This window comes from Shewanella halifaxensis HAW-EB4, assembly GCF_000019185.1.
Classification (GTDB): domain Bacteria; phylum Pseudomonadota; class Gammaproteobacteria; order Enterobacterales; family Shewanellaceae; genus Shewanella; species Shewanella halifaxensis.
In genome coordinates this window covers 1,211,299-1,236,565 of sequence record NC_010334.1, presented here as the reverse complement: position 1 = coordinate 1,236,565, position 25,267 = coordinate 1,211,299, and the positions used below count along the sequence as shown (strand labels likewise).

Genomic DNA, 25,267 nt, shown 5'->3' with positions numbered 1-25,267 from the left:
TTAACTGTTTCCCAACTTGGATGATATCTATGGATCATACTCCGCAGTCGCAACTTAAATTGTTGCTCGCCAAAGGTAAAGAGCAAGGTTACTTAACCTATGCAGAAGTGAACGATCACTTACCTGCAGACATGGTCGATTCTGACCAGATTGAAGATATTATCCAGATGATCAATGACATGGGTATTCGAGTCTATGAACAGGCTCCGGATGCTGATGAAATCATGATGTCTGAAGACAGCACCGATGATGATGCTGCAGAAGAAGCTGCTGCTGCACTTGCAACAGTAGAAGCTGAATTAGGTCGTACCACCGATCCAGTACGTATGTATATGCGTGAAATGGGTACCGTTGAACTTCTAACACGTGAAGGCGAGATTGTTATCGCTAAGCGTATCGAAGAAGGGATCAACACGGTTCAAGCATCTGTTGCGGAATATCCGCAAGCGATTGCGATGATCCTAGAGCAGTTCGACCGTTACGAAGCTGAAGAAGTTAGACTATCTGACATTATCTCAGGTTTCGTCGATCCAAATGCAGAAGATGTCGCTCCAACGGCAACTCACGTTGGTTCAGATTTATCTGATGATGATTTGGATGACGAAGATGATGACGATGATGACGATGATGATGACGAAGAAGAGGAAGGTCCAAAGGGGCCGGATCCTGAAGAAGCTAAAGAGAAATTCACTACGCTTCGCGTCGCTCATGAAAATGCATTAAGAATCATTGCAGACAAAGGCCGTGGTCACCCAGAGTCGACTGTAGCGCTATTTGAAATTGGCGAGATCTTCAAAGAGTTCCGTTTGATGCCTAAGCAGTTTGACCGCTTAGTTAAAAACATGCGCTCTATGATGGACAAAGTCCGTGTTCAAGAACGTTTGATCATGAAGCTTTGTGTTGAACAAGCCAAAATGCCGAAGAAAAACTTCGTCAAAGTTTATACTAGCAACGAAAGCAGCATCGAATGGTTCAACGAAGAACTTGCTTCAGGCAAGCCATACGCTGAAGGATTAAAGGTTGTTTCGTTCGATGTACAGCGTTGTCGTGCAAAGCTTGATGCGATCGAGACTGAAACTGGTCTAGCTATTGGCGCAATCAAAGATATCAACCGTCGTATGTCCATCGGTGAAGCGAAAGCTCGTCGTGCAAAGAAAGAGATGGTTGAAGCGAACTTACGTCTAGTAATTTCTATCGCGAAAAAGTATACCAACCGTGGTCTACAGTTCTTGGATCTTATCCAGGAAGGTAACATCGGTCTGATGAAAGCGGTAGATAAGTTTGAATACCGTCGTGGTTATAAGTTCTCGACTTATGCAACTTGGTGGATCCGTCAGGCGATCACTCGCTCTATTGCTGACCAAGCAAGAACGATCCGTATTCCAGTACATATGATAGAGACTATCAACAAGCTTAACCGTATCTCTCGCCAAATGTTGCAAGAGATGGGTCGTGAACCTTCTCCAGAAGAGTTGGCTGAGCGCATGTTAATGCCTGAAGATAAGATCCGTAAGGTACTTAAGATCGCTAAAGAGCCTATCTCAATGGAAACCCCTATTGGTGACGATGAAGATTCGCACTTAGGTGACTTTATTGAAGATACGACGCTTGAGCTACCTCTGGACTCTGCGACAGGCGAAAGCTTGAAGAACGCAACTCACGAAGTACTAGCCGGTCTAACGGCTCGAGAAGCGAAAGTTCTGCGTATGCGTTTCGGTATCGATATGAATACTGACCACACGCTAGAAGAGGTTGGTAAGCAGTTTGACGTAACACGTGAACGTATTCGTCAGATTGAAGCTAAAGCGCTACGTAAGTTGCGCCACCCTTCTCGCTCAGAGATCTTGAAGTCTTTCCTAGACGAATAGTAAATAGACGAGCAATCGTTATTGAAATACTCGATTTCAAACAGAAAGCTGCCCAAGGGCAGTTTTTTTTTGCTCAAATGAAACAAGCACTAAGCCAGATTGATTAACAGATAAGCAGTCGTGCATTTATAACAGCATTTCTAGTGAAAACGCAGGTGACAAGCGTTTGTAAAACTCGTATACTTCTCACCGCTTTCGATAGTGACGACTATCTTAAGTCGGCCCCTTAGCTCAGTTGGTTAGAGCATACGACTCATAATCGTCAGGTCCACGGTTCAAGTCCGTGAGGGGCCACCAATTTTGATAAGCCGCTTAAAGAAATTTAAGCGGCTTTTTCATGTCTAGAACATATATGCCACATCCCATGGATAGATGTGGTAGTCATGCTTGGAATATATTTTTCCCCTCAGCATCTAGATAACACTCTTCAATTTCATAATCGTCATCAATTCCAGCAGCTCAAGTCTGTGAGTGGCTGCAATTTAAAACGGAAAGCCTACCTCATGTAGACTTTTTTATATCTATAGTCGCTAATAAAACCTCACCATAACTGTTCAGGACTTAGCTCATCTTTTGCGAGCTATATCAAACTTTACAACCTGTTTTTGTGGGATATTTTCTAGAACGTATCAGTTTGTATCAAATATAGAATGAGGTCTTCTATGGATTTTATAAGACATGTACCCGCACTATTTTCAATGTTTGTGGGCATTGCCATTGTTGAGTTTGCAGTGGTGACTTTTGGATTAGTGGTCAATCGAGTCCAAGGCATCTCTAGCAGAAGCTAAATAATATAGGTTGATCAAAAATAATGGTCGCTATGCAGTCTGAGTATTTGCTCCCTCGCATACAGCGCCTATATTTAATGTAGCGAGCATTTAGCGCTACGCTATAAGTGGTTTAATCTATGTTATCAGTGCTATCACCCTCGAATTTCAACCTGTATTCAACAGGAGAATGTTATGCGAACTAAGCAGATCCTTTGTCCCACTGACTTTTCGGAGACTGCATCTCACGCAATAAGCTATGCCATCGAAATGGCAAACTTTTATAACGTTGGGATCTGTCTTTTACATGTTGTCGATAAACCCTTTGGCGATAAATACACTCGCGTCTTAGCAGAGACCCCCGATGAACTAATCGAAAGAATGGAAAAAGAGGCTGCCGAGAAGATGAAGCAATTTATCGCAACACTCGATGAGACTCTGTCTTTTGATACAGCTATTTGCCATGGCCATCCTGTTGAACAAATTTTATCGACCGCAGAAAAGGTGGATGCAGGTATGATCGTTATGGCTAGCCATGGCCGGAAAGGACTTGATCACTTTTTGAATTCCAATACTACCGAAGAGGTGGCCTGCAAAGCCCACTGCCCAGTGCTAGTCGTCAAGTAGTGCAATTAGAAAGTAAAAAATCCGAGACCAAAAACGGCTCTCGGATTTCCGCACGCATTATACTCAGCCCACCTTTTACTGATGATGCCAATTGGTATTAAACAGGCTTCAATACAACATCAAAACAGGCACGAATGATCTCCAGTCCCCTGTCAACCAGCTCATCGGGCGCCGTAAGCGGCACAAGGATACGTAGTACGTTACCGTAGGTACCGCAAGAGAGCAGTATAAGCCCTTTGTCTCGCGCCTCTTTAAGCATTTGCGCGCACAGCTCTGGCGCGGGTTTGCCCTCTTGCATGAGCTCGACCGCTATCATGGCGCCAAGACCGCGCACATCAAAAATTTGCTCATGCTTTGCTGCCATAGCTTTGAGTGACTCTTTAAGCTTAGCGCCAAGCGCATTTGCTCTTTGAAGTAGCTGTTCTTCTTCAAACACCTCAATCACCGCGAGTGCGGCAGCACAAGCTAGTGGGCTACCGCCATAGGTGCCACCTAAGCCACCAGCACCGATGGAATCCATCACTTCGGCTCGGCCGGTGATCCCCGATAACGGAAAACCTCCGGCGATAGACTTAGCAAAGGTGGTGATATCCGCGCTCACGCCCATCTGCTCCATAGCAAAGAAGGTTCCAGTTCGCCCAGCGCCTGTTTGCACCTCATCGGCAATCAGCATAATACCGTGCTTATGGCATAATTGACGTAAACGCTGCATAAACTCGACAGAGGTATGGTAAAAGCCTCCCTCGCCTTGCACTGGCTCGATAATAATTGCTGCGATATCATCGGGCTCGGCATCATTTTTAAAAATACGTTCAATCGATGCGATGGCATCGTCATCTGTCACGCCATGGAGCGCACAGGGGAACTCGGCTCTAAACACATTGGCCGACATCAAACCCATGCCTTTACTGTAAGGCGCGACCTTGCCTGTCAGTGCTAACGCCGCCATGGTGCGGCCATGATAACCGGAGGTAAAGGCGATAACACCGCTGCGCTTGGTATAAGCACGCGCCACTTTGACCGCATTCTCAACCGCCTCTGAGCCACTGGTAAACAATGCCGTTTTCTTGGCGAAGTCGCCTGGCACTAGGTGATTAAGTTTCTCACACACTTGAATGTAATTCTCATAGCCCAGCACCATAAAGCAGGTATGAGAAAATAGCTCGAGTTGCTCCGCCACCGCAGCTTTGACTTTATCGTGAAGATGCCCGGTATTGAGCACCGCGATACCACCAGCAAAGTCGATAAACTCTCGCCCTTCTACATCCCACACCGTAGCGTTTTCGGCGCGCTGGGTATAGATAGGGTGAATTTGTCCAACGCCATTAGCGACCGCCGCTTGGCGGCGCACCATAAGTGACTCATTAGTTGTCATAACGATTTCCTTTTAACTGACATACTGATGAACTTAATCTTCAAGTATTAAACAGACATGCAGATGTATTTCATCTCCAAGTACTCTTCGATACCAAACTTAGAGCCTTCGCGGCCCAATCCCGATGATTTTATGCCGCCAAACGGCGCCACTTCGGTGGAAATAAGCCCAGTGTTAACCCCTACCATGCCATACTCCAGTGCTTCAGAGACTTTCCACACCAGTGAGATGTCACGACCATAGAAATAGGCTGCTAGACCAAACTCGGTATCGTTGGCCTGCTCAATCACATCATCGACATCGGAGAACTTAAATAGCGGCGCTAGCGGCCCAAAGGTTTCCTCTTTAGCGACTAACATGCTTTTATCAACATTTGTAAGAATCGTTGGCTCAAAGAAGTTACCGCCTAAACTCGCTAGCTTGCCACCAGCAAACAAAGTTGCACCTTTTGACAAGGCATCATCCAGATGTCTTTGAACTTTAGCGACTGCGTCACTGTTAATCAGTGGCCCAGTGGTAACACCTGCCTCAGTGCCTACGCCCACCTTTAACTTGGCAACGGCAGCGGCCAGCTTCTCGGCAAACTCATCGTATACACGGTCTTGAACATAAATGCGGTTGGCACAGACGCAGGTCTGGCCAGCATTGCGATATTTGGCAATCATCGCCCCCTCAACCGCTGCATCGATATCGGCATCGTTAAATACGATAAAGGGCGCATTACCGCCAAGCTCCAGTGACATCTTCTTGAGTGTCGGCGCGCACTGCTGCATCAGCTTAATGCCCACGGGGGTGGAGCCAGTGAAGGAGAGCTTGCGAACCACAGGATTACTACAAAGCTCGTTACCGATGGCAATAGCATCGCCGGTGACGACACTAAATACACCTGCAGGAATGCCCGCACGCTCGGCAAGTTCTGCTAACGCCAGTGCGGTAAATGGGGTTTGTGGTGCAGGCTTAACCACCATGGTACAGCCTGCCGCCAGTGCTGGGGCGGCTTTACGGGTGATCATCGCCGCCGGAAAATTCCAAGGCGTAATTGCCGCAGTAACGCCCACGCTTTGCTTAATTACCATCAAACGCTTATCCCCTTGATGGCCCGGTATAGTATCGCCATAAACGCGCTTAGCTTCCTCGGCGAACCATTCGATAAACGACGCCGCATAGGCGACCTCACCCTTAGCTTCAGCTAAGGGTTTGCCCTGCTCCGTGGTCATCATCAGTGCTAAGTCGTCTTGATGTTCAAGCAGTAACTCAAACCAACGATGCAGCTTGGCGCCACGTTCTTTTGCGGTTAACGCACGCCAGGCAGGTAGTGCCTTCTCGGCTGCGGTTATCGCCGCTTTGGTTTCGGTGGTGCCCATCACAGGCACACTACCAATCACTTTATGAGTGGCAGGATCGGCTATCTCAACTTTCTCACCGTTGATGGCTTCAAGCCACTGACCATCTATATAGCATTGCTGGCGTAGTAAGCTCATATCATTTAACTGCACGGGTAACTCCTTAAATTGCTTTAACGCTGTTCAGGCGACAGACTAATATCAATCATATTAAATATCTGATTGGTATAGTCTTCGACCCCCTAAAGCCGAGTTGAGTTCATCATAAAGGTATAAATTTATACCCCCTAATAGTTATACACCTAACTTGTCGCGCATGGTGTAGTACCAAGCACCAATGGCGCTAAAGGGCACCTTAAACATATGCCCACCAGGGAACGGATAGTGCGGCAAGCCTGCGAAGGCATCAAATCTGCTCGCCTGACCGTTAATCGCCTCGGCTAAGATCTTGCCCGCCAAGTGAGTGTAAGTAACACCATGACCACTACAACCTTGTGAATAGTAAATATTGTTACCAATGCGCCCCACCTGTGGCAAACGAGACAGGGTCAGCAGGAAGTTGCCGGTCCAGGTGTAATCGATATTCACACCTTTAAGCTGAGGAAAAGTCTGGAGCATCTTAGGTCCGATGATCGACTTAATATCCGCAGGATCTCTTGCACCATACACCACGCCGCCGCCATAAATAAGACGGTTATCACCCGATAGACGAAAGTAATCGAGTAGGTAGTTACAATCTTCGACGCAGTAGTTCTGTGGCAATAGGCTTTTAGCCAGCTCTTCATCTAAAGGCTCTGTGGTAATCACCTGCGTGCCACAAGGCATAGACTTGGCTTGCAGCTTTGGCATCAAGCCGCCTAGGTAGGCATTACCCGCAACCACGACAAACTTAGACTTCACGCTGCCATGGCTAGTGTGCACCACTGGATTTTCGCCCTCTTCGACCTTAATCACCGCCGAGCCTTCAAATATCTGCCCACCTAATGACTCGACAGCCTGCGCCTCACCTAGCGCCAAGTTGAGCGGGTGAATATGGCCGCCACTCTTATCTAGCAAACCGCCAACATAAGACTCTGTGTCGACAACCTTACGAATGTCATTTTTATCTAACAGCTCGAGATGATTCATATGACCATGCTTTTCCCACAGCGCTTTTTGCGCTTGCAGGTGGCCCATCTGCTTATCGTTTAGCGCGGCAAACACGCCACCATCTTGTAGGTCGCAATCAATATTGTACTTGTTAATTCGTTCTTTAATGATGCGAGCGCCTTCAAAGGCCATCTCACCAAATAGCTTACCCGCCTCGGTGCCTACGGTTTTTTCGATGGAGTCGATATCACGACTAAAGCTGTTAACTATCTGGCCGCCATTACGCCCGGACGCCCCCCAGCCAATACGCGCCGCCTCGAGTACGGTTACCTTGTAGCCCATCTCAAGTAGGTGCAAGGCGGTCGATAATCCGGTGTAGCCGGCGCCAATAATGCAAATATCGGTCTCGATATTATCTTGTAGCATCGGACGCTCGGTCTTATCGTTGGCTGACGCCGCATAGTATGAATCTGCATGGGGTGTAGTAATCATGGTTTCCGCCTGTCTTTCATCGGTTATTATTGACATAACTTCTGTCCTTTTGTTCTTTACCCTTAGCCGCGGATCTCTTTATCACGATAGCTGAGCGCCTATCTTTAACAGATGAGTTTTCAACAAATAAGGGGTATCGATATAACTGACGGGGATAAAGGCAGACAATGCAACCTTTATCCCCGAGTAACACTGATAAGGTTACGCTGAGCTTGAGCGCTGCTTAATATCTGCACGACGTGCAAAGTACCAAGAGATAAATGCGATGAGCGACACAATAAGAATGATCAAGGTCGCCAGTGCATTGATTTTAGGTGAGACGCCCATTCGCACCGATGAGAACACCACCATAGGCAAGGTTGTTGCACCAGGGCCCGATGCAAAACTGGCAATCACTAAGTCGTCGAGGGATAAGCTAAACGACAGTAACCAGCCTGCGACTAACGCAGGTGAGATCATAGGAACGGTAATGGCGAAGAAGGTTTTAAATGGCGTCGCCCCGAGATCCTGAGCCGCCTCCTCAACCGAGCGGTCAATCTCACGTAAGCGAGATGACACCACTACCGCCACATAAGCTGCGCAGAAGGTTGAGTGGGCTATCCACACCGTAAGCATACCGCGCTCTGCAGGCCAACCGAAGAGGTCGGCCATATGCACAAATAGCAGTAGTAAAGACAGACCGGTGATCACCTCAGGCATCACCAGCGGTGCGGTGATCATGTTCGACAGGGTTAGCTTACCCCAGCCTCGTGCAAATCGAGTCATTACAAAGGCGGCCATAGTGCCTAAGATCACCGCCATGGTAGAGGCGTAAAAGGCCACCTGCAAACTGGTCCAAACCGCATCGAGGATCTGCTGATCACGAAACAGCTCACCGTACCATTTAGTCGAAAATCCAGCCCAGACGGTAACCAGCTTAGATTCGTTAAACGAGTAGATCACCAAGATAAACATAGGCGCATATAGGAAAAACATACCCGCCCAAAGCATAACGGTAGAGAAATTTAACTTCTTCATGCTGTCTTCTCCATCTCTTTAGCCTGATAGCGGTGGAACAGGGTTATCGGAATGATCAGCAGCCCTAACATCACAATCGCAAGAGCGGAAGCGACTGGCCAGTCACGGTTATTGAAGAACTCTTGCCAAAGGATCTTACCGATCATCAATGAGTCTGGACCACCAAGTAGCTCAGGGATCACAAACTCACCCACCACAGGAATAAACACCAGCATAGAACCTGCTATTACGCCGCCCTTTGATAAAGGTAGCGTGACTTTCCAGAAGGTATTTAAGCTACGAGAACCTAAATCGGCCGCCGCTTCTAGCAAGCTGCCATCTAGCTGAGATAGGTTGGCGTAGAGCGGTAAAATCATAAACGGCAAATAGCTGTAGATGATGCCGATATAGACCGCGGTATTGGTATTTAAGATCTGCAGCGGCTCTGAAATAATACCCGTCCACATCAGTAGGTTATTAATCACACCATTGTTACTCAATATGCCCATCCAGGCGTAGACCCTAATTAGAAATGAGGTCCAAGAGGGCAGCATCACCAACAGGATTAACATGGTCTGATTGCGCTTAGGCGCCCGTGCAATGGCGTAGGCCATCGGATAACCTATGAGCAAGCAACCTATGGTTGAGATGGTGGCCATCTTAAGGGAGCTAAGGTAGGCGTTGTAGTACAAGGAGTCATCGAGAATGAGCAGATAATTGCCTAAGTTAAGCATGATCTGCAAGGATTCTTCCGCATACTGAAACAATGGCTCGTAAGGCGGTATCGAGATGATTGGGGTTGAAAAACTGATCTTAAGTACAATAGCGAAAGGGAGTGCGAAGAACATCAGTAGCCAAAAGTACGGGACGCCTATGGTCCAGCATTGACCTTTGGGTAATCGAAATTTTAACGGCTTTTTCATGATCGAATCCTTATGATCTAAGGACCACTCCGCTGGTGGCCTCCCAGCTAATGAAAACCGCTTCTTCCCACGTTGGTGGGTCTGAGCGACGCTCTCGGTTAGTCATGATAGTTTGGATAAGCTGCTTATTGGGTAGACGGATGTAGTACACCGAAATCCCGCCAAGATAAGCAATATCTTCAACTACACCGCTAGACCAATTATGCTCGCCCTGTGGTTGCTCACGGGTAATACGCGTCTTCTCCGGGCGAACTGCAACCCATACACGCTTATCCTCAACACTGGTTGATACACCATGATCAATAAACAGTTTTTGCGATAGACCTTGGCTTTCGATAAGCAAATGATCTGCTTTATCTACAACTATCTCGCCTTCAAACAGGTTAACGCTGCCAATAAACTCAGCTACCATACGGCTATTTGGACTCTCATAAATATCGGTAGGAGAGCCAGTTTGAGCAATCCAGCCATCATTCATGATCGAAATTCTCGCCGCCATGGTCATCGCTTCCTCTTGATCATGGGTCACCATCACGCAAGTTACGCCGACGGCTTCTAGAATATCCACCACCTCAAGTTGCATCTGAGTTCGTAGTTTTTTATCCAGCGCTCCCATCGGCTCATCGAGCAACAACAATTTAGGGCGTTTAGCTAACGAACGTGCTAAGGCCACACGTTGACGCTGACCGCCTGATAGCTGGTTTGGTTTACGTTTAGCGTAGCTTTCCATATGCACAAGTTTAAGCATCTCTTGCACTCTAGATTCAATTTCAGCTTTAGGTAACTTGTCTTGCTTCAGACCAAAGGCAATATTCTGCGCCACTGTCATATGAGGAAACAGCGCATAAGACTGGAACATCATATTAATAGGACGTTCGTGAGGCGGCATATCGGTGATATCGACCCCATCGAGAAAAATGCGACCCTCAGATGGTTTTTCAAAACCCGCCAATATACGTAGCAGGGTTGATTTGCCCGAGCCAGAACCGCCTAGTAATGCAAAAATCTCCCCTTTTTTGACATTGAGCGTGACATCATCTACTGCACGCACCTCATCGAATAGCTTACTCACTCTGTCTATCTGAAGTAGCACTTCGCCCTGCGTCTTTTTAATCGAGTTATTGGTGACGTCTAAGGTACTAGCCATATTACTTCTCCAACTAAGGGCGATAATCAATGCCCTTTGTTTCAATTCATTTATTACTTACTGTGCCAAAATTAGCTGTTGATCAAAAAGGGCAAGGCGATGCCTTACCCTTATTTGCTTAGTAGCCTGATTTCACTTTGGTCCACACGCGCGTTAATGAACGTTGTGATTTCATTGGGCGTACATCGCCAACATACAATCGATCAAGCACTTCCTTTGATGGATAAATAGAAGTATTCGTACGCACATCTTCATCCACTAGAGGCAAAGCTGGAACATTAGGATTCGCATAAGCCACATAGTTGGTAATAGGGGCAATCACCTCTGGACGAAGCAGGTAATTGATAAAGGTGTGAGCATTTTTAACGTTAGCCGCATCCGCAGGAATCGCTAACATATCAAACCAAAGATTTGAGCCCTCTTTTGGAATGGAGTATTCAATCGTATTACCGTTTTCGGCCTCATCGGCGCGATCGGCAGCCTGGAAAATATCGCCTGAATAACCAAATGCCACACAGATATCACCATTCGCTAAGTCGGTGATATAACGCGACGAGTGGAAGTAGGTGATGTAAGGACGTACCTTAGCAAGCACTTCACCTGCCTTCTTAAAATCATCGGCTTTAGTACTATTTGGATCCAGCCCTAGGTAGATAAGCGCCATTGGGATCATCTCATCAGCGCTATCTAACAAAGACAAGCCACACTGAGATACCTTCTCGGCATACTTAGGATTAAAGATAAGTTCTAACGAATCGACAGGGGCATCTTCACCGAGTACTGCTGTGACTTTTTCCACGTTATAACCGATACCGTTGGTTCCCCATAGATATGGCACAGAGTACTGATTACCCGGATCAGCGGACTCTAACTGATTCATTAACTCAGGACTTAGATTCTTATGGTTTGGCAGTTGATTTGAGTCTAACTTCTGGAAAGCCCCCGCTTTAATCTGCTTGGCTAAGAAACTATTAGAAGGTACGACGATATCATAGCCAGAGCGACCAGAAAGCAGCTTAGCCTCAACCACTTCATTACTGTCAAACACATCGTAAACAACACGAATACCGGTCTCTTTTTGGAAGTTTTCTAGGGTATCTTCGGCAATATAATCTGACCAGTTGTAAACTCGAACCACTTCTTCAGCGTATACGGTAGTTGAAGCCATTACACTTGCGGTGACGAGGGCAAGTGTGGTCGCTTTTGTTAAAAGTTTCATGCTTTCTCCTATTTAGCGTAGCAGCAGTAAATCCACCTCTGCTGTCCATTCATTGTGTTGCCGATATACCGGCTTTAGTTCTTATTTTTCACCAATGCTACACCCGAAAAACCGCATCGGCAGTGTGGTACTGCTTTACAGCTTTCATATAGATAACACTCTTTAAAATGCTATCTATATGAATAACTCCTTTTCATATTTTCATTTTTTAGGCGGTTAAGATCCGTCCCCAAAACGAACCCTATCGCCTTTTATTTATTCTGAGAGCGTGATGTATTTATACTGTCAGCAGTAAAAACTTACGTTCCCAAGAACTAATCACCTGGCGGTAGTTTTCCAAATCGGCTTGTTTAACCGCTACATAGCCATTGGTAAAGGTTTCACCTAAATATTCTCTACAAGCTGAGCTTTCTGTCATTACCGCCAAGGCTTCCTCTAATGTCAGTGGCAATGCCGTTCCACTGCGAGTTTCATTGGCGCGGCCCTGGACGGGTGTTGATGGCTTAATGTCTTCAACCATGCCCATATAACCACAGAGTAAGCTGGCTGCAATTGACAAATAACTGTTGGCATCGGCGCCAGCGACACGGTTTTCAATACGCAGATTTTGCGGTGACGACTCAGGGATACGCAAACCACAGGTACGGTTCTCTTCACCCCACTCCAAGTTTACAGGTGCAGAAGCGCCCGGTAGGAAGCGGCGGAAAGAGTTAACGTTTGGCGCAAGCAATGGCAACAATTCAGGAATAAACTTTTGCAGCCCACCTATGTAGCTATAAAACAGCGGGCTCTTAGTACCATCCTCATTCGAGAAAATGTTTTTACCTGTTTTAACATCAACAATACTCTGATGCAGGTGCATCGCGCTGCCGGGTTCGTTAGTAATCGGTTTGGCCATAAAGGTGGCGCAAACATTGTGCTTAAGCGCGGCCTCACGCAGGGTACGTTTAAACACAAAGACTTGATCTGCAAGAGATAAGGCATCGCCATGTGAGAAGTTAATCTCCATCTGCGCCGTACCTTCTTCGTGGATCAAAGTATCGATATCCAGCCCCTGAATTTCACACCAATCGTACATATCTTCAAATAGTGGATCGTATTCATTTGCCGCGTCGATAGAGAAAGACTGACGACCCGACTCCTGTCGACCCGAACGCCCTACAGGGGGAATAAGCGGTTGATCGGGATCTTCATTAATGCGAGTTAAGTAGAATTCCATCTCTGGTGCAACCACAGGCTTCCAGCCTTTATCTTCATAAAGTCTAAGCACTTTCTTCAGTAGGTTACGTGGAGATAACTCGATAGGATTGCCCATCTTGTCGTAGGTATCATGGATCACCTGTGCGGTCGCTTCGATGGTCCATGGCAGTTTAAACACCGCGTTTTCATCGGGTACACAAACAAAGTCGATATCGGCCTCATCGAGTAGCGCATCGTAAGATGCGTCATCCACATAATCGCCGGTGACAGTTTGCAGCAACACACTCTCAGGCAAACGCATGCCTTTTTCGTCAATAAACTTACCCACTGGTGCAATCTTGCCACGGGCAATGCCCGTCATATCACAGACGACACACTCTACTTCGGTAATTTTTTGATCTTTTAAATAACTAACTAACTTTTTCATGATTATTTCACTCTGCTTGCTGCACGGTGCTGACATGCTTGACTAAAAGCATTAAAAATCGCGGTATAAAAAGGACTATCGAGTGCCTTCCATTCCGGATGCCACTGCACACCTAGTGCAAAATTCTTTGCGTCTTTGACAGAAAAAGCTTCTATCAAACCATCGTTTGCATATGCTTCTGGCCGCAACCCAACACCAAGACGGTCTACGCCTTGGGTATGGACAGAGTTCACCTCTGCAGAGCTGCGGCCCCATGCATCGTGAAGCAGTCCCCCAGGTTCTATTTGAACCTCATGGGATATGCCATATTGCACCTCTACAGGCTTGGTTTTGTCTTCTCGATGTTCAATAAACCCGTCCAGCTCATGCAACTTTTGATGCAAACTGCCACCAAATACGACATTCATTTCTTGAAAACCGCGACAGATCGCAAGCACTGGCACGCCTGCATCAATTGCCGCTTTTAACAAAGGTAGGGTTGTCGCATCGCGCTTGGGGTCATGATGTGTTCCCGCATCACTTGCGGGGCCGTCAAAATGGTGGGGTTCGATATTAGAGGGGGAGCCGGTGAACAAAATTCCGTCCAAACGAGAGAGTACGACCTCGGCAGGACAATGGCCTAAAGCTGGAATAACCAATGGCCAAGATTGTGTCGCATCTGCGATTGCGAGAAGATACTTTTCCCCCACAATATTAAAGGGGTGCAAGCCCAACTGCATATTACATGCTGTCACGCCAACAACTGCGAGCCCTACTTCTGACATAAAACACCTTCAATCCTTTGCTTCGTAATTTTTAGAATTATTTTTGAATAGTTTTTATCTTGATTTACGAAATCTTTAATAATGAACAGTTATTATCCAAATGTTCATTTTTTCACACACTACACGTAATCAATTAACTAGGCAATAGAGAAGGTGAAAGGATTGTTAAAAAATATAAAGTAAAGAGGTAAGCACTTTAATATCATAAGCTTAACGCAAAGCCTTTTTATAAGTCTTTATACGAAAATTCATATAAATAAGTTTTTTATGCATTATATGCATAACAAATAGATCTGACGGCGATCACACTTACGCATAGCGAATGCTTTATATTATTTACATGAGAGCATAAAAATAGCATCAGGCAGAGTTGCCTAGCGGGTAATGTTATACAAATGGAAAACTGCAGAATAATGATACGGATAGCAAGCTAGTTACCGTAAAGAATTCGATATTCTCTGCGGTAAGCTAGCTTTACAAAAAGAGGAGGGGATCTATTAGAAATTTGCAGGAGTGGTGGCGCTAACGATTCGGCAAGGCTCATCATATGGATTACGAAAACGATGAGGAAGCTCACTATTAAAGTAATAGCTATCACCCTCTGCTAATTCAAATACTTCTTCGCCGACAGTCAACTCTAAACGACCTTCGATAACCATGGCAGCCTCTTGGCCCTCATGTTTTAACATTTCGATACCGGTATCTGAACCTGAAGGATAAGTCTCACTCATCACAGACATCGCACGATTGGGAAAGTCTCGACCAATCAGCTTAAAGTCCAGCATGCCATCACCGATATCTAACAGTTCATCACTGCGATACACCACTTTTTGTTCAGTCTCTTGTGTATCTTCTATAGAAAAGAACTCCACCAAAGACATAGGTAAACCAGAAAGCACTTTTTTAAGTGAACTAACCGAAGGACTAACGCTATTTTTCTCGATCATCGAGATAGTGCTATTGGTCACACCAGCACGCTTAGCCAATTCTCGTTGGGACAAGCCCTTCTCTTTTCTAACCTTTTTAAGATTCTCACCAATATCCAAAATCTTTCCCCTAATTGAAGTAATCGTTCTTTGTCTCCAACAGCATGTAGAGCAATACAACCCATTCTCGGTACAACTTGAGTACCGTCTTGAAAAATACTAGACCATAACCTCTATCGAGCAATTTGTATTCTACAGGAAAGCATGTTAAAAATAACGAACATCTGTAAATAATTTATTCACAACAGTTTGGGTATATTACTGCTACAAGTCCAATTTACAATAAAAACATATATTTGGAGAAACGATGTTAACTAAGAGCCCAGTGCATAGCGACCAACACCCCGCATCTTATTACTTCGCAACAGCTAAAGAGCTGCATCAATCACCACGACTAGAAGAGGTGTTAGATGTCGATGTATGCGTAGTCGGCGGTGGATTTAGTGGTATCAATACGGCAATTGAACTGGCTCAAAAAGGCTTTAGTGTGGCACTTCTTGAGGCTAAGTGCATAGGTTGGGGAGCATCGGGCCGTAACGGCGGTGAGCTCATTCGTGGCATTGGCCATGACGTTAGCCAGTTTCAAAATATCATTGGCAGCGAAGGCGTTAAAGCCATCGAACAGATGGGGTTTGAGGCGGTAGATATCGTCAGACAGCGCGTCGCTGAGCACAAAATCGATTGTAATTTACAGATGGGTTACTGCGACTTGGCTATACGTCCTCGTCATATGACGGAACTTGAAGAAGATTTTGAACACCTCAATAGTATCGGTTACGGCCATAACATGACCTTACTTGATAAGTCTCGCATAGGTGAGGTCATCGGCTCAGATTTTTACCAAGGCGCACTGGTTGATATGGCCAGTGGTCATCTGCACCCACTCAACTTAGCCCTTGGCGAGGCAAGAGTCGCCCGCAACTTAGGGGTTAAAGTGTATGAATATAGCGCCGCACAAAAGATCGTTAAGGGCGATAAACCTAAGGTGATCACCGAACACGGTGAAGTGAATTGTCAGTATCTAGTCTTGGCGGGTAATGCCTATTTGGGTCTGGATTTAGAAGAAAATATTGGCAGCAAGGTCCTTCCTGCGGGTACCTATGTGCTGGCTACAGAGCCACTGACTCAAGAACAGTGTGACGCCATCATCCCACAAAATATGGCGTTTGCCGACTTAAGAGTCGACTTGGATTATTACCATCTATCTGAAGACAATCGCCTGCTATTTGGTGGCTTATGTACCTACTCAGGTAAAGATCCTAAAGATATCGAAGCAGCTCTCAGACCGAATATTGAGAAGGTATTTCCGCAGCTAAAAGGCGTGCGTATCGATTATGAATGGGGTGGTATGATGGGTATCGGCGCCAATCGTCTACCACAAATTGGTCGTCTGCCCGATGCCAAGAATATCTTCTATGCCCAAGCCTATGCGGGCCATGGCGTGAATGCTACCCATATGGCGGCTAAACTAATCGCCGAGGCAATTACCACCCAAGCAGAACGTTTCGATATCTTCGCCAAGGTGCCTCATATGACCTTCCCAGGTGGGCCACACCTACGTTCACCAATGTTAGCAATAGGCATGCTTTATCATCGATTTAAGGATATTTTTTAATACCCATTTTTAATCCCGTATCAATAATAAACGGACTTAATAGTCCGTTTTTTAATACCTGCAATCGGCATAAGTTTGTTCGGTAATAATACCAATCAGTATAAAGTCTTAGCTTAACGCCATATCCACCGCATATTCGCAGTGAATTGCTGTCGTGTCATACAGTGGCACTTGGGTATCTTGTTGGCCAATCAATAACGCTATCTCAGTACAGCCCAAAATAACCGCTTGGGCTCCTTGCGCATGTAGGTCATTAACGATATCTAAATATTGCTGCTTTGACGCGGGGTTAATCACGCCTCGGCATAGTTCATCATAAATAACATGGTGCACAACATTGCGCTCCGCTTCATTTGGAACAATCACGTCTATACCAAACTGGTTTATCAGGCGGCTTTTATAGAAATCTTGCTCCATGGTAAAACGAGTTCCTAACAGGCCCACTTTAGTGACACCGTTAGCCAAGAGCTTTGCTGCTGTTGCATCGGCAATATGTAAGATGGGGATTGAGAGCTGAGCCTGGATCTCATCAGCCACCTTATGCATGGTATTAGTGCAGATTAATAAAAAATCAGCACCACCTGCTGCAACATTTTTAGCGGCAGCAGACAAGATATCGGCAGTCTCTTGCCACTTACCCGCATGCTGTAGCTTTTCAATTTCCGCGAAATCAACACTGTAGAGGCACACTTTTGCAGAATGCAAACCACCGAGCCTTGCCTTTACACCTTCATTAACCGCCTTGTAATAACTGGAGGTTGACTCCCAGCTCATACCGCCTAACATTCCTATCGTTTTCATTGTGTTATGTCTCTACATATACTCTATACAAGGTAAATGGCTTCTATTTTGCTTCTTGCATACTACGGTATGATCTATGTTCAAGCTGCTCTTGTGTCAGTCCAAAGTGAGCCGCTAAGTCCACCAGCTCAGCTCGATAAATCTCTAACGAGTTTTCATCATCGGTCATGATGGCAAACTCGGCAAAATCACCTAGTCCTGCTAAGTGATCAAGCGTGATATGGAACTTACCGACAAAATAGATACTTCGCTGTTTCTGCATCTCTAAACACACCTGATAACCCATGGTTTTGAGCATGCTTTTAGCGCTATTAGTATCGGTGATATTGGTCGCTTCACAGCGATCGGCCTCCGGCCCCTTGACTATCCAGAGCTTAATACCTGACGGTTGGCACTCACGTATGCAGACACTCTTATTTTGAGCTAAAAGCTGCTGGGTTGGCGTATCGAAATAACAATCTGACTCGATATTATCTTCAAACATTATCTCATGTTCTAGCGAATTAAGTACCGCTAAGAATGCATCCCTGCACGCCAAACGGTACTTTAGCTCGACTTCAAACTGACCTTTAAAATGCTCATGACTCATAGGTTGCGGCTCTCGCTTAGACTGACTGACTTTTCTCTTAGTTCTCACTCAGCAGCAATAATATCCTTTTTATATTCAGTAGGTAGCGACGGAGTTAAAGTTTCTTGATTTATTAGCTTCAATAGCCAAAAAAACGATTACCAATACTCAGCTTTATTAAGCGCAGACACACAGCAGCAGCGACCACTTATTGGCTGCAGTGCATCAGCAGTAAGTGATTGGCCAAGCCAGCCTTCTGGGTAAGTTAGAGCAAGCGGCGCCTTAACAACATCTTCACTGAGCTGCTTAAACCCGACTTTTGAGTAGTAGTTGGGATCGCCATAGGTAAAGGCGAGTTCAACGCCCTTTTCCGCTAAGGTCTCTAATCCAAACTTAATCAGCTTCTGGCCAACGCCCTGACGTTGAAACTCGGGGTGAACGGCCACTGGCGACAAAATAAATGCAATGATGCCAGTTTCAAAGGTTAACCGTGAAAACATAATGCTACCAGCCAGCTTATCCCCATCTGTCGCCACAAAGATAAACAGGTCATCACTGCCTGTTGTGCTCATAAGCTCTGTGGTTAATTCACCAATGACTTTACCTTCGTCTGCGCCTTCTGAGTCGGTAAAGGTTTCATTGAAAAGCTGCGAGATCTCTTCGGTGTTATTTGTATCGTACGCTGTAAAATTCATCTCTATTTACCTAACTATCTTCTTAATTTAAAACTATTAATCTAAAATCATTAGTCGAAGCCTAATACTCGAAGGCTAATACTCGAAGGCTATACATATTGAGTCTTTAGACATTACATCTTCTTTAAAACCAACATTTGGTAGTCAAACTCACCTTGGCGCTTATGGAATATTTCTAGCTCCATTTTAACGTCAGCTAGCGCCTTTGAATTTGGCATCATAGCCTCTAACTCATCGACTCGCCCTTGAAGCGGCGCGTAATAATCACTCCACGCTTGTTCACTCAGAGGAAAGCTATCAATCAACTCATATCCCGCCTGTTTAGCTTGCTCGATACGCTGTTTTGCACTGACCATATCGGGATACTCTTGTAGCCAAAACGCACGCAGCTCATCGCAAGGATTATCGCTGCTCCAGACTAAATCACTGAGCACTAAATACCCTTGCGCTTTAATATATGGCTTCCAATCTTTAAGGGCTTGCTCTACCCCCATGATGTAGGCACCACCTTCGCACCAGATAACGTCAAACTGATCCCGCTCAAACGGCAACTCGGTCATGCTTGCACACACAGTGTTCACTCTTTGTTTGAGCGCTTTATCCAAGTTTTTATTCAAACTATTCAGGTTCGACTTATCATTATCCAGCGCCGTGATAGTAAATTCAGAATGCAGAGCCAACACACGAGTCGCCACCCCTTTGCCACAACCAATCTCTAGCAGTTCCCCCGAGTTAAACGGCTCAGCCTTGAGCGATTCAGTGCTCGATAAAACAGCCTTGAGCGGATCAGTGCTCGGCAAAGTAGCCTTAAGTGCTGTTAATGAATCCACCTCCGTACCAGGTCCTAGCCTTTCGAGCCCATCAAAGATCAGCTCAAAATCTGCCATATACAGCTCATGCTCATTCATATCTTTTGATAACCATTTAAGCCTTAACGCTTGTTTTTCATCGAACCCCTGCTTCATCAGCCAATCTAGATGCGCATGGGGGGCCTGTTTCTCTGTCGTTTGGTGCCAATCTCTCATCGAGCTCATGCCAAGCATGGCGCTAAGCAGCTCTCTGGCCTGCTGTTTCTCAGCTATCTCGTCATCCAACACCTTTAGCCGTTGCAGTAGTAACCCCCTGTCGATGCGACTTTCTAAGCAGGACTGACACTCTTTTAGGCTCAATCCCCCCGCCTGTAGCTGCTGCAATAGCTTTAAGCGTTGCAGATCCTGCTCAGAGTAACTTCGGTAGCCATTGGCTTGGCGCTTCGCCGAAATTAACCCCACCTTTTCGTAATACAGCAGAGTCGAGCGGCTTAAGCCGACTTTTTCTGCTAACTCAGAAATACGGTACATAGGTTTTCCTTTGTATATATCGTCACAGCTTAAACTATGAAGCTTTAGACAGGTCAAGGTTAATTCGAGCTAAATGTTGAAATACTCCAAACTCTCAACAACGGCTTCGCAATCAACAAAAAGCCCCCAAGTCTGCACTCGGGGGCTTAGAATATTTCGATAAATAATTATCGACCTTCTGAAAAGTTGCTTCAGGCCTGAAAGCTAAAGCCGTTCTCAGCAATCACTCTGTCACAGGGTTATTCCAACACCAACCAAGTGGCCTTAATTTCAGTGTATTTATCAAACGCATGCAGTGACTTATCCCGGCCATTACCCGACTGCTTATAGCCGCCAAATGGCGCCGTCATATCGCCGCCATCATAGTGATTAATCCACACCATGCCACTGCGAAGTGCCTTAGCCGTCTTGTGGGCCTTATTGATATCAGCAGTCCATACACCCGCCGCGAGGCCGTAGATGGTGTCGTTTGCTATCTCAATCGCCTGCTCCATGCCATCGAAAGTGATCACCGATAACACGGGGCCGAAGATCTCCTCTTTCGCTATGGTCATCTTATTGTCTACATCCGAGAAAATAGTCGGCTCGATATACACCCCGCCCGACTCTTGCATCACCTGAGTGCCACCATGATTTAAGGTCGCGCCTTCATCGATTCCCGACTGTATATAACCCAGCACATTATCTAACTGTTGTTTATCGACAACAGCGCCAGAAGTGGTACTTGGATCCAGCGGATGCCCTGGCGTCCAGCCCTTAAGCTCTTCGGCTATCAAGGCGATAAGCTCATCTTTTACCCCTGATTCCACCAGCAAACGTGAGCCAGCCGTGCAAACTTCGCCTTGATTAAAGGCAATTGCACAAGCTGCGGCCTCTGCAGCCTTTTTAAGATCCGGCGCATCATTAAAGATAATATTTGGGCTCTTACCGCCCGCTTCTAACCAGACCCGCTTCATGTTTGACTCACCCGCGTAGATCATCAACTGCTTAGCAATTTTAGTTGAGCCGGTAAATACCAAGGTATCGACATCCATATGCAGCGCTAGCGCCTTACCCACGGTATGACCAAAACCTGGTAGCACGTTTAGTACGCCTTTTGGCAGTCCCGCTTCGACGGCAATTTGCGCCATACGAATAGCGGTTAACGGAGACTTTTCAGAAGGTTTAAGTACCACGCTATTACCTGTGGCTAAAGCTGGGCCGAGCTTCCAACACGCCATCAGCATCGGGAAGTTCCACGGCACAATCGCCGCAACTACGCCTACGGCTTCGCGGGTGATCATGCCAATTTCATTATGGGCTGTCGGCGCGATCTCATCGTAAATTTTATCAATCGCTTCGCCAGACCAGCGAATGGCTCGAGCCGCACCGGCCACATCCACCGCCTTAGAGTATTGAATGGGTTTGCCCATATCTAAAGTTTCTAGCAGCGCGAGTTCATCGGCATTTTGCTCCAACAATTCGGCAAAACGGATCATCACTTGCTTACGCTTAACTGGCGCAAGGTTTGCCCACACACCAGTTTCAAAGGTCTCTCTGGCATTTTTAACTGCGATATTAGCATCGGCCTCATCGCAACTTGCCACCTTGACTAAGACTTTGCCATCAATCGGGCTGATACAGTCAAAGGTTTGCTTTGACTGCGCGTCAAGGTACTCGCCTGCAATAAAAGCTGAACCGTTTATCGACATAGAATCTGCTAACGCTTGCCACTGACTACGACTTTCTGGTGTGCTCATGATGACCTCTTAACGCTGAATATAATAATTAGAATGAGGGTTAATGCGGTTAAAACGCCCTCTACAGACGAATTCCCACAAAAAGGTGTGGCTAAAGATTACGCTTATTAGCATCTTAATTTCAATATATTTTACAAAAACTTCATTTTTGCTACAAATAAATGCACAAAAAGCTTCCATGTTCATTATTTCTGACATAGCATGGAAAATATCGACCGCTTGAGCAAAAAAGCAACAGATGACAAAACAATAATTAAAATAGTGAAACTGAATCAAGGGAGATGATATGGCAGATCCACAGATGCACAATCAACGCGATACGCAGTCATTAGAACATTACTGGATGCCGTTTACGGCGAATAGGCAGTTTAAGTCGAGCCCTAGAATGCTCGCCCATGCCGAAGGTATGTACTATAAGGACGTTGCTGGTCGCCCCATATTAGACGGTACAGCAGGTTTGTGGTGCTGTAACGCCGGACACGGACGTAAAGAGATCTCTGAAGCGGTCAGTAAACAAATTCATGAGATGGACTATGCGCCATCATTTCAAATGGGCCACCCGCTCGCGTTCGAATTAGCCGGGCGCTTAGCGCAAATCAGCCCTGAAGGGCTAAATAAAGTCTTCTTTACGAACTCTGGTTCTGAGTCTGTAGACAGTGCCTTGAAAATTGCCCTCACCTATCACCGCGCCAATGGTGAAGCCACACGAACGCGCTTTATTGGCCGCGAACTAGGTTATCACGGCGTAGGATTTGGCGGGATCTCGGTTGGCGGTATTGGTAATAACCGGAAGACCTTTAACCAGCAACTGCTGCAAGGGGTAGATCACCTACCTCACACCTTAGACATGAAAGACAATGCGTTTTGCCGTGGCATGCCTAAAACCGGTGCCGAAAAGGCCGAAGTGCTAGAACAACTGGTTGCCCTGCACGGTGCAGAGAATATCGCCGCAGTGATAGTCGAGCCAATGTCGGGCTCAGCCGGCGTTATTTTGCCACCCGAAGGTTACCTGCAAAAGCTGCGCGAGATCACCACAAAGTACGGCATCTTATTGATTTTCGATGAAGTAATCACAGCCTTTGGCCGTGTTGGTGATGCCTTTGCAAGTCAACGTTGGGGCGTGGTGCCAGACATGATCACCACGGCGAAAGCCTTAAATAACGGTGCCATCCCAATGGGGGCCGTACTGGTTGATGACAAGATCTATGATACCTGTATGCAAGGTCCAGAGAATGCCATTGAGCTATTTCACGGCTATACCTATTCGGGTCATCCCGTTGCTGCAGCGGCGGCGCTTGCCACCCTTAATATCTATGAAAATGAAAAGCTGTTTGAGCGCACAAAAGAGCTCGAAGGTTATTTTGAAGATGCAGTGCACAGCTTAAAAGGCCTACCGAATGTGATTGATATTCGTAATACAGGCTTAGTCGGCGGGATTCAATTTGCCCCTAGCGAACAAGGTGTGGGTAAGCGCGGTTTCGGGATCTTTGAGCACTGCTTCGAAGCGGGCACCTTAGTGCGTGCCACTGGCGATATTATTGCTATCTCACCACCGTTAATTGTCGACAAACAGCAGATAGACCAAATCGTTAATACGCTTGGTGATGCAATCAAGGCTGTGGGTTAATCCCTATGCCGAAGCCGTTATTGCGACTCGCAGTAACGGCATCGGCAAGTCATTAACATTTACCGATAAATTAGTCTCCCTTCAGGGAATAGAATTAGGATTTTGCGTTATGCACACCATTAACCATTATATTAACGGCAGCCACTCGGCGCCAAGCCAGCGTACCCAAGCTTTCTTCGAGCCAGCGACAGGCGAGCAGCGCGGCACAGTCTCTCTTGCCAGTGCAGCCGAAGTGGCAGGCGTGATTGAACTGGCTAAGAAAGCTCATGAGTCCTGGTCTAAAGTCACGCCACTTAATCGCTCTCGTGTGCTATTTAAGTTTAAGGCCTTAGTCGAAGCAAATATCGACCAACTAGCAGAGATGATCACCCGCGAACACGGCAAGGTGCTCGACGATGCTAAGGGTGAAATCATTCGCGGTCTCGAAGTAGTTGAATTTGCCTGTGGTATTCCGCACCTACTGAAGGGCGAGCATACCGAGCAGGTCGGTGGTGGTGTCGATGCTTGGACCCTCAATCAGTCGCTAGGCGTGGTTGCAGGTATTGCTCCGTTTAACTTTCCGGTGATGGTACCTATGTGGATGTTCCCAATTGCGATTGCTTGCGGTAACAGCTTTATCATGAAGCCATCAGAGAAAGATCCAAGCTCAGTGATGCGTATGGCCGAGCTACTGACCGAAGCAGGCCTGCCTAATGGTGTGTTTAATGTGGTTAACGGCGACAAAGAAGCCGTTGATACCCTGCTAACTCACAAAGATGTGCAGGCGGTCAGCTTTGTTGGCTCAACCCCTATTGCTGAGTATATCTATTCAACTGCATCCGCCCACGGCAAGCGCGTTCAAGCCTTAGGCGGCGCAAAGAACCATATGCTATTGATGCCAGATGCTGATCTTGACCAAGCCGTTGGCTCCTTGATGGGCGCGGCTTATGGCAGTGCTGGCGAGCGCTGTATGGCAATTTCCGTGGTATTGGCTGTGGGTGATTCTGGCGATGCATTAGTCGAAAAGCTTTTACCACAGATCAAAGCGCTCAAAGTCGGTAATGGCGTGACACCAGAGATGGATATGGGCCCACTTATCTCAGCCCAGCATTTAGAAAAAGTCAGCAACTATGTCGAGACTGGCGTTGCCGAAGGGGCACGATTACTGGCCGATGGCCGACAGCTGTCTGTTGCCGATCACGAGCAGGGCTACTTCTTAGGTGGCTGCCTGTTTGATCACGTCACCCCTGAGATGACTATCTATAAGGAAGAGATCTTTGGCCCAGTGCTGGCCATCGTTCGAGTTAAAGATTACAGCGAGGCGCTGCAGCTGATTAATGACCATGAGTTTGGTAATGGCACCGCTATCTTCACTCAAAGTGGTGAAGCTGCGCGCCACTTCTGCCATAACGTCCAAGTGGGCATGGTCGGAGTTAATGTGCCTATTCCTGTACCTATGGCATTTCATAGCTTTGGTGGCTGGAAGCGCTCACTATTTGGACCACTGCATATGCATGGACCAGACGGCGTACGCTTCTATACCAAACGCAAAGCCATTACCGCTCGCTGGCCGCAATCAGCACAAAAGAGTACTAATGGCACTAAGGCTGAATTTGTGATGCCAACAATGAAGTAACAATAACGAGGCGTGGCTTATGCCGCGCTTTTTTCGTTCAGCTT

21 protein-coding genes and 1 tRNA gene are annotated in these 25,267 nt (G+C 46.5%); 7 read left to right on the top strand and 15 right to left on the bottom strand.

Annotated features, from left to right (window positions below):
* Positions 1-29 precede the first annotated feature (29 nt).
* The 4 genes from rpoD to SHAL_RS05110 all read left to right on the top strand — a co-directional run bounded on the left by rpoD (position 30) and on the right by SHAL_RS05110 (position 3,262).
* Entirely contained in the window at positions 30-1,868 is a 1,839-nt protein-coding gene (gene rpoD, locus SHAL_RS05120) for an RNA polymerase sigma factor RpoD (protein ID WP_190273623.1), read from the top strand.
* A 220-nt stretch (positions 1,869-2,088) separates the two neighbouring features.
* Positions 2,089-2,165, top strand: a tRNA-Ile gene (locus tag SHAL_RS05115).
* Positions 2,166-2,530: 365 nt separating this feature from the next.
* Complete coding sequence (locus SHAL_RS23560) at positions 2,531-2,656, top strand: hypothetical protein (RefSeq protein WP_263053412.1); 126 nt, start codon at positions 2,531-2,533, stop codon at positions 2,654-2,656.
* Between the two features lie 174 nt (positions 2,657-2,830).
* Positions 2,831-3,262 carry a universal stress protein gene (locus SHAL_RS05110; RefSeq protein WP_012276126.1) on the top strand — a complete coding sequence of 144 codons (432 nt, stop codon included), beginning with the start codon at positions 2,831-2,833 and terminating at the stop codon, positions 3,260-3,262.
* A gap of 97 nt (positions 3,263-3,359) precedes the next feature.
* Here the strand turns inward: SHAL_RS05110 and gabT are convergent, their stop codons facing one another.
* The 10 genes from gabT to SHAL_RS05060 form a co-directional block, all read right to left on the bottom strand.
* The gene (gene gabT / locus SHAL_RS05105; RefSeq protein WP_012276125.1) at positions 3,360-4,637 is read right to left on the bottom strand and encodes a 4-aminobutyrate--2-oxoglutarate transaminase; all 1,278 of its coding nucleotides are present in this window, start codon (positions 4,635-4,637) and stop codon (positions 3,360-3,362) included.
* A 47-nt stretch (positions 4,638-4,684) separates the two neighbouring features.
* Positions 4,685-6,133: an NADP-dependent succinate-semialdehyde dehydrogenase gene (gabD, locus tag SHAL_RS05100; RefSeq protein ID WP_012276124.1), complete on the bottom strand. Its 1,449-nt coding sequence runs from the start codon at positions 6,131-6,133 to the stop codon at positions 4,685-4,687.
* Between the two features lie 141 nt (positions 6,134-6,274).
* The gene (locus SHAL_RS05095) at positions 6,275-7,561 is read right to left on the bottom strand and encodes an NAD(P)/FAD-dependent oxidoreductase (protein ID WP_041416263.1); all 1,287 of its coding nucleotides are present in this window, start codon (positions 7,559-7,561) and stop codon (positions 6,275-6,277) included.
* Between the two features lie 201 nt (positions 7,562-7,762).
* Entirely contained in the window at positions 7,763-8,578 is an 816-nt protein-coding gene (locus SHAL_RS05090) for an ABC transporter permease subunit (RefSeq protein WP_012276122.1), read from the bottom strand.
* Positions 8,575-9,480: an ABC transporter permease subunit gene (locus tag SHAL_RS05085; RefSeq protein WP_012154209.1), complete on the bottom strand. Its 906-nt coding sequence runs from the start codon at positions 9,478-9,480 to the stop codon at positions 8,575-8,577. Before SHAL_RS05085 ends, SHAL_RS05090 begins: the two co-directional genes overlap by 4 nt.
* 10 nt (positions 9,481-9,490) lie before the next feature.
* Positions 9,491-10,627 carry a polyamine ABC transporter ATP-binding protein gene (gene potA, locus SHAL_RS05080; protein ID WP_012276121.1) on the bottom strand — a complete coding sequence of 379 codons (1,137 nt, stop codon included), beginning with the start codon at positions 10,625-10,627 and terminating at the stop codon, positions 9,491-9,493.
* A gap of 118 nt (positions 10,628-10,745) precedes the next feature.
* Positions 10,746-11,846 carry a polyamine ABC transporter substrate-binding protein gene (locus SHAL_RS05075; protein WP_012276120.1) on the bottom strand — a complete coding sequence of 367 codons (1,101 nt, stop codon included), beginning with the start codon at positions 11,844-11,846 and terminating at the stop codon, positions 10,746-10,748.
* Positions 11,847-12,123: 277 nt separating this feature from the next.
* Positions 12,124-13,473 carry a glutamine synthetase family protein gene (locus tag SHAL_RS05070; RefSeq protein ID WP_012276119.1) on the bottom strand — a complete coding sequence of 450 codons (1,350 nt, stop codon included), beginning with the start codon at positions 13,471-13,473 and terminating at the stop codon, positions 12,124-12,126.
* Between the two features lie 2 nt (positions 13,474-13,475).
* Entirely contained in the window at positions 13,476-14,237 is a 762-nt protein-coding gene (locus tag SHAL_RS05065) for a gamma-glutamyl-gamma-aminobutyrate hydrolase family protein (protein ID WP_012276118.1), read from the bottom strand.
* Positions 14,238-14,734: 497 nt separating this feature from the next.
* Positions 14,735-15,283 (bottom strand): cupin domain-containing protein, encoded by a 549-nt coding sequence (locus SHAL_RS05060; RefSeq protein ID WP_012276117.1) that lies wholly within the window; start codon positions 15,281-15,283, stop codon positions 14,735-14,737.
* 247 nt (positions 15,284-15,530) lie between these two features.
* On the opposite strand from SHAL_RS05060, the gene SHAL_RS05055 reads away from it, so the two are divergent.
* Positions 15,531-16,838: an NAD(P)/FAD-dependent oxidoreductase gene (locus SHAL_RS05055; protein WP_012276116.1), complete on the top strand. Its 1,308-nt coding sequence runs from the start codon at positions 15,531-15,533 to the stop codon at positions 16,836-16,838.
* A gap of 108 nt (positions 16,839-16,946) precedes the next feature.
* Here SHAL_RS05055 and SHAL_RS05050 read toward each other — a convergent pair whose 3' ends face one another.
* The 5 genes from SHAL_RS05050 to SHAL_RS05030 all read right to left on the bottom strand — a co-directional run bounded on the left by SHAL_RS05050 (position 16,947) and on the right by SHAL_RS05030 (position 21,981).
* Positions 16,947-17,639, bottom strand: a complete 693-nt coding sequence (locus SHAL_RS05050) for an aspartate/glutamate racemase family protein (RefSeq protein ID WP_012276115.1) — start codon at positions 17,637-17,639, stop codon at positions 16,947-16,949.
* A 43-nt stretch (positions 17,640-17,682) separates the two neighbouring features.
* A complete protein-coding gene (cyaB, locus tag SHAL_RS05045) occupies positions 17,683-18,228 on the bottom strand; it encodes a class IV adenylate cyclase (protein WP_041415854.1) in 546 nt (181 codons plus the stop codon).
* Between the two features lie 137 nt (positions 18,229-18,365).
* The gene (locus SHAL_RS05040) at positions 18,366-18,902 is read right to left on the bottom strand and encodes a GNAT family N-acetyltransferase (protein ID WP_012276113.1); all 537 of its coding nucleotides are present in this window, start codon (positions 18,900-18,902) and stop codon (positions 18,366-18,368) included.
* A 113-nt stretch (positions 18,903-19,015) separates the two neighbouring features.
* Positions 19,016-20,242, bottom strand: a complete 1,227-nt coding sequence (locus SHAL_RS05035; RefSeq protein WP_012276112.1) for a MerR family transcriptional regulator — start codon at positions 20,240-20,242, stop codon at positions 19,016-19,018.
* Between the two features lie 239 nt (positions 20,243-20,481).
* Complete coding sequence (locus SHAL_RS05030; protein WP_012276111.1) at positions 20,482-21,981, bottom strand: aldehyde dehydrogenase; 1,500 nt, start codon at positions 21,979-21,981, stop codon at positions 20,482-20,484.
* Positions 21,982-22,267: 286 nt separating this feature from the next.
* Here SHAL_RS05030 and aptA point away from each other — a divergent pair, with 286 nt between their 5' ends.
* Entirely contained in the window at positions 22,268-23,608 is a 1,341-nt protein-coding gene (aptA, locus tag SHAL_RS05025) for an omega-aminotransferase AptA (protein ID WP_012276110.1), read from the top strand.
* A 109-nt stretch (positions 23,609-23,717) separates the two neighbouring features.
* Positions 23,718-25,223, top strand: a complete 1,506-nt coding sequence (locus tag SHAL_RS05020) for a CoA-acylating methylmalonate-semialdehyde dehydrogenase (protein ID WP_012276109.1) — start codon at positions 23,718-23,720, stop codon at positions 25,221-25,223.
* Positions 25,224-25,267: the final 44 nt, after the last annotated feature.

Excerpts from the sequence above, each read along its gene's own strand:
- rpoD (WP_190273623.1), top strand. The coding sequence starts at position 30 with ATGGATCATACTCCGCAGTCGCAACTTAAATTGTTGCTCGCCAAAGGT.
- SHAL_RS23560 (WP_263053412.1), top strand. The coding sequence starts at position 2,531 with ATGGATTTTATAAGACATGTACCCGCACTATTTTCAATGTTTGTGGGC.
- SHAL_RS05075 (WP_012276120.1), bottom strand. The coding sequence starts at position 11,846 with ATGAAACTTTTAACAAAAGCGACCACACTTGCCCTCGTCACCGCAAGT.
- aptA (WP_012276110.1), top strand. The coding sequence starts at position 22,268 with ATGGCAGATCCACAGATGCACAATCAACGCGATACGCAGTCATTAGAA.
- SHAL_RS05040 (WP_012276113.1), bottom strand. The coding sequence starts at position 18,902 with ATGAATTTTACAGCGTACGATACAAATAACACCGAAGAGATCTCGCAG.
- SHAL_RS05065 (WP_012276118.1), bottom strand. The coding sequence starts at position 14,237 with ATGTCAGAAGTAGGGCTCGCAGTTGTTGGCGTGACAGCATGTAATATG.
- SHAL_RS05050 (WP_012276115.1), bottom strand. The coding sequence starts at position 17,639 with ATGAAAACGATAGGAATGTTAGGCGGTATGAGCTGGGAGTCAACCTCC.
- SHAL_RS05030 (WP_012276111.1), bottom strand. The coding sequence starts at position 21,981 with ATGAGCACACCAGAAAGTCGTAGTCAGTGGCAAGCGTTAGCAGATTCT.
- SHAL_RS05020 (WP_012276109.1), top strand. The coding sequence starts at position 23,718 with ATGCACACCATTAACCATTATATTAACGGCAGCCACTCGGCGCCAAGC.
- potA (WP_012276121.1), bottom strand. The coding sequence starts at position 10,627 with ATGGCTAGTACCTTAGACGTCACCAATAACTCGATTAAAAAGACGCAG.
- SHAL_RS05110 (WP_012276126.1), top strand. The coding sequence starts at position 2,831 with ATGCGAACTAAGCAGATCCTTTGTCCCACTGACTTTTCGGAGACTGCA.
- gabT (WP_012276125.1), bottom strand. The coding sequence starts at position 4,637 with ATGACAACTAATGAGTCACTTATGGTGCGCCGCCAAGCGGCGGTCGCT.
- SHAL_RS05095 (WP_041416263.1), bottom strand. The coding sequence starts at position 7,561 with ATGATTACTACACCCCATGCAGATTCATACTATGCGGCGTCAGCCAAC.
- SHAL_RS05070 (WP_012276119.1), bottom strand. The coding sequence starts at position 13,473 with ATGAAAAAGTTAGTTAGTTATTTAAAAGATCAAAAAATTACCGAAGTA.
- SHAL_RS05055 (WP_012276116.1), top strand. The coding sequence starts at position 15,531 with ATGTTAACTAAGAGCCCAGTGCATAGCGACCAACACCCCGCATCTTAT.
- SHAL_RS05090 (WP_012276122.1), bottom strand. The coding sequence starts at position 8,578 with ATGAAGAAGTTAAATTTCTCTACCGTTATGCTTTGGGCGGGTATGTTT.
- SHAL_RS05085 (WP_012154209.1), bottom strand. The coding sequence starts at position 9,480 with ATGAAAAAGCCGTTAAAATTTCGATTACCCAAAGGTCAATGCTGGACC.
- SHAL_RS05035 (WP_012276112.1), bottom strand. The coding sequence starts at position 20,242 with ATGTACCGTATTTCTGAGTTAGCAGAAAAAGTCGGCTTAAGCCGCTCG.
- cyaB (WP_041415854.1), bottom strand. The coding sequence starts at position 18,228 with ATGAGTCATGAGCATTTTAAAGGTCAGTTTGAAGTCGAGCTAAAGTAC.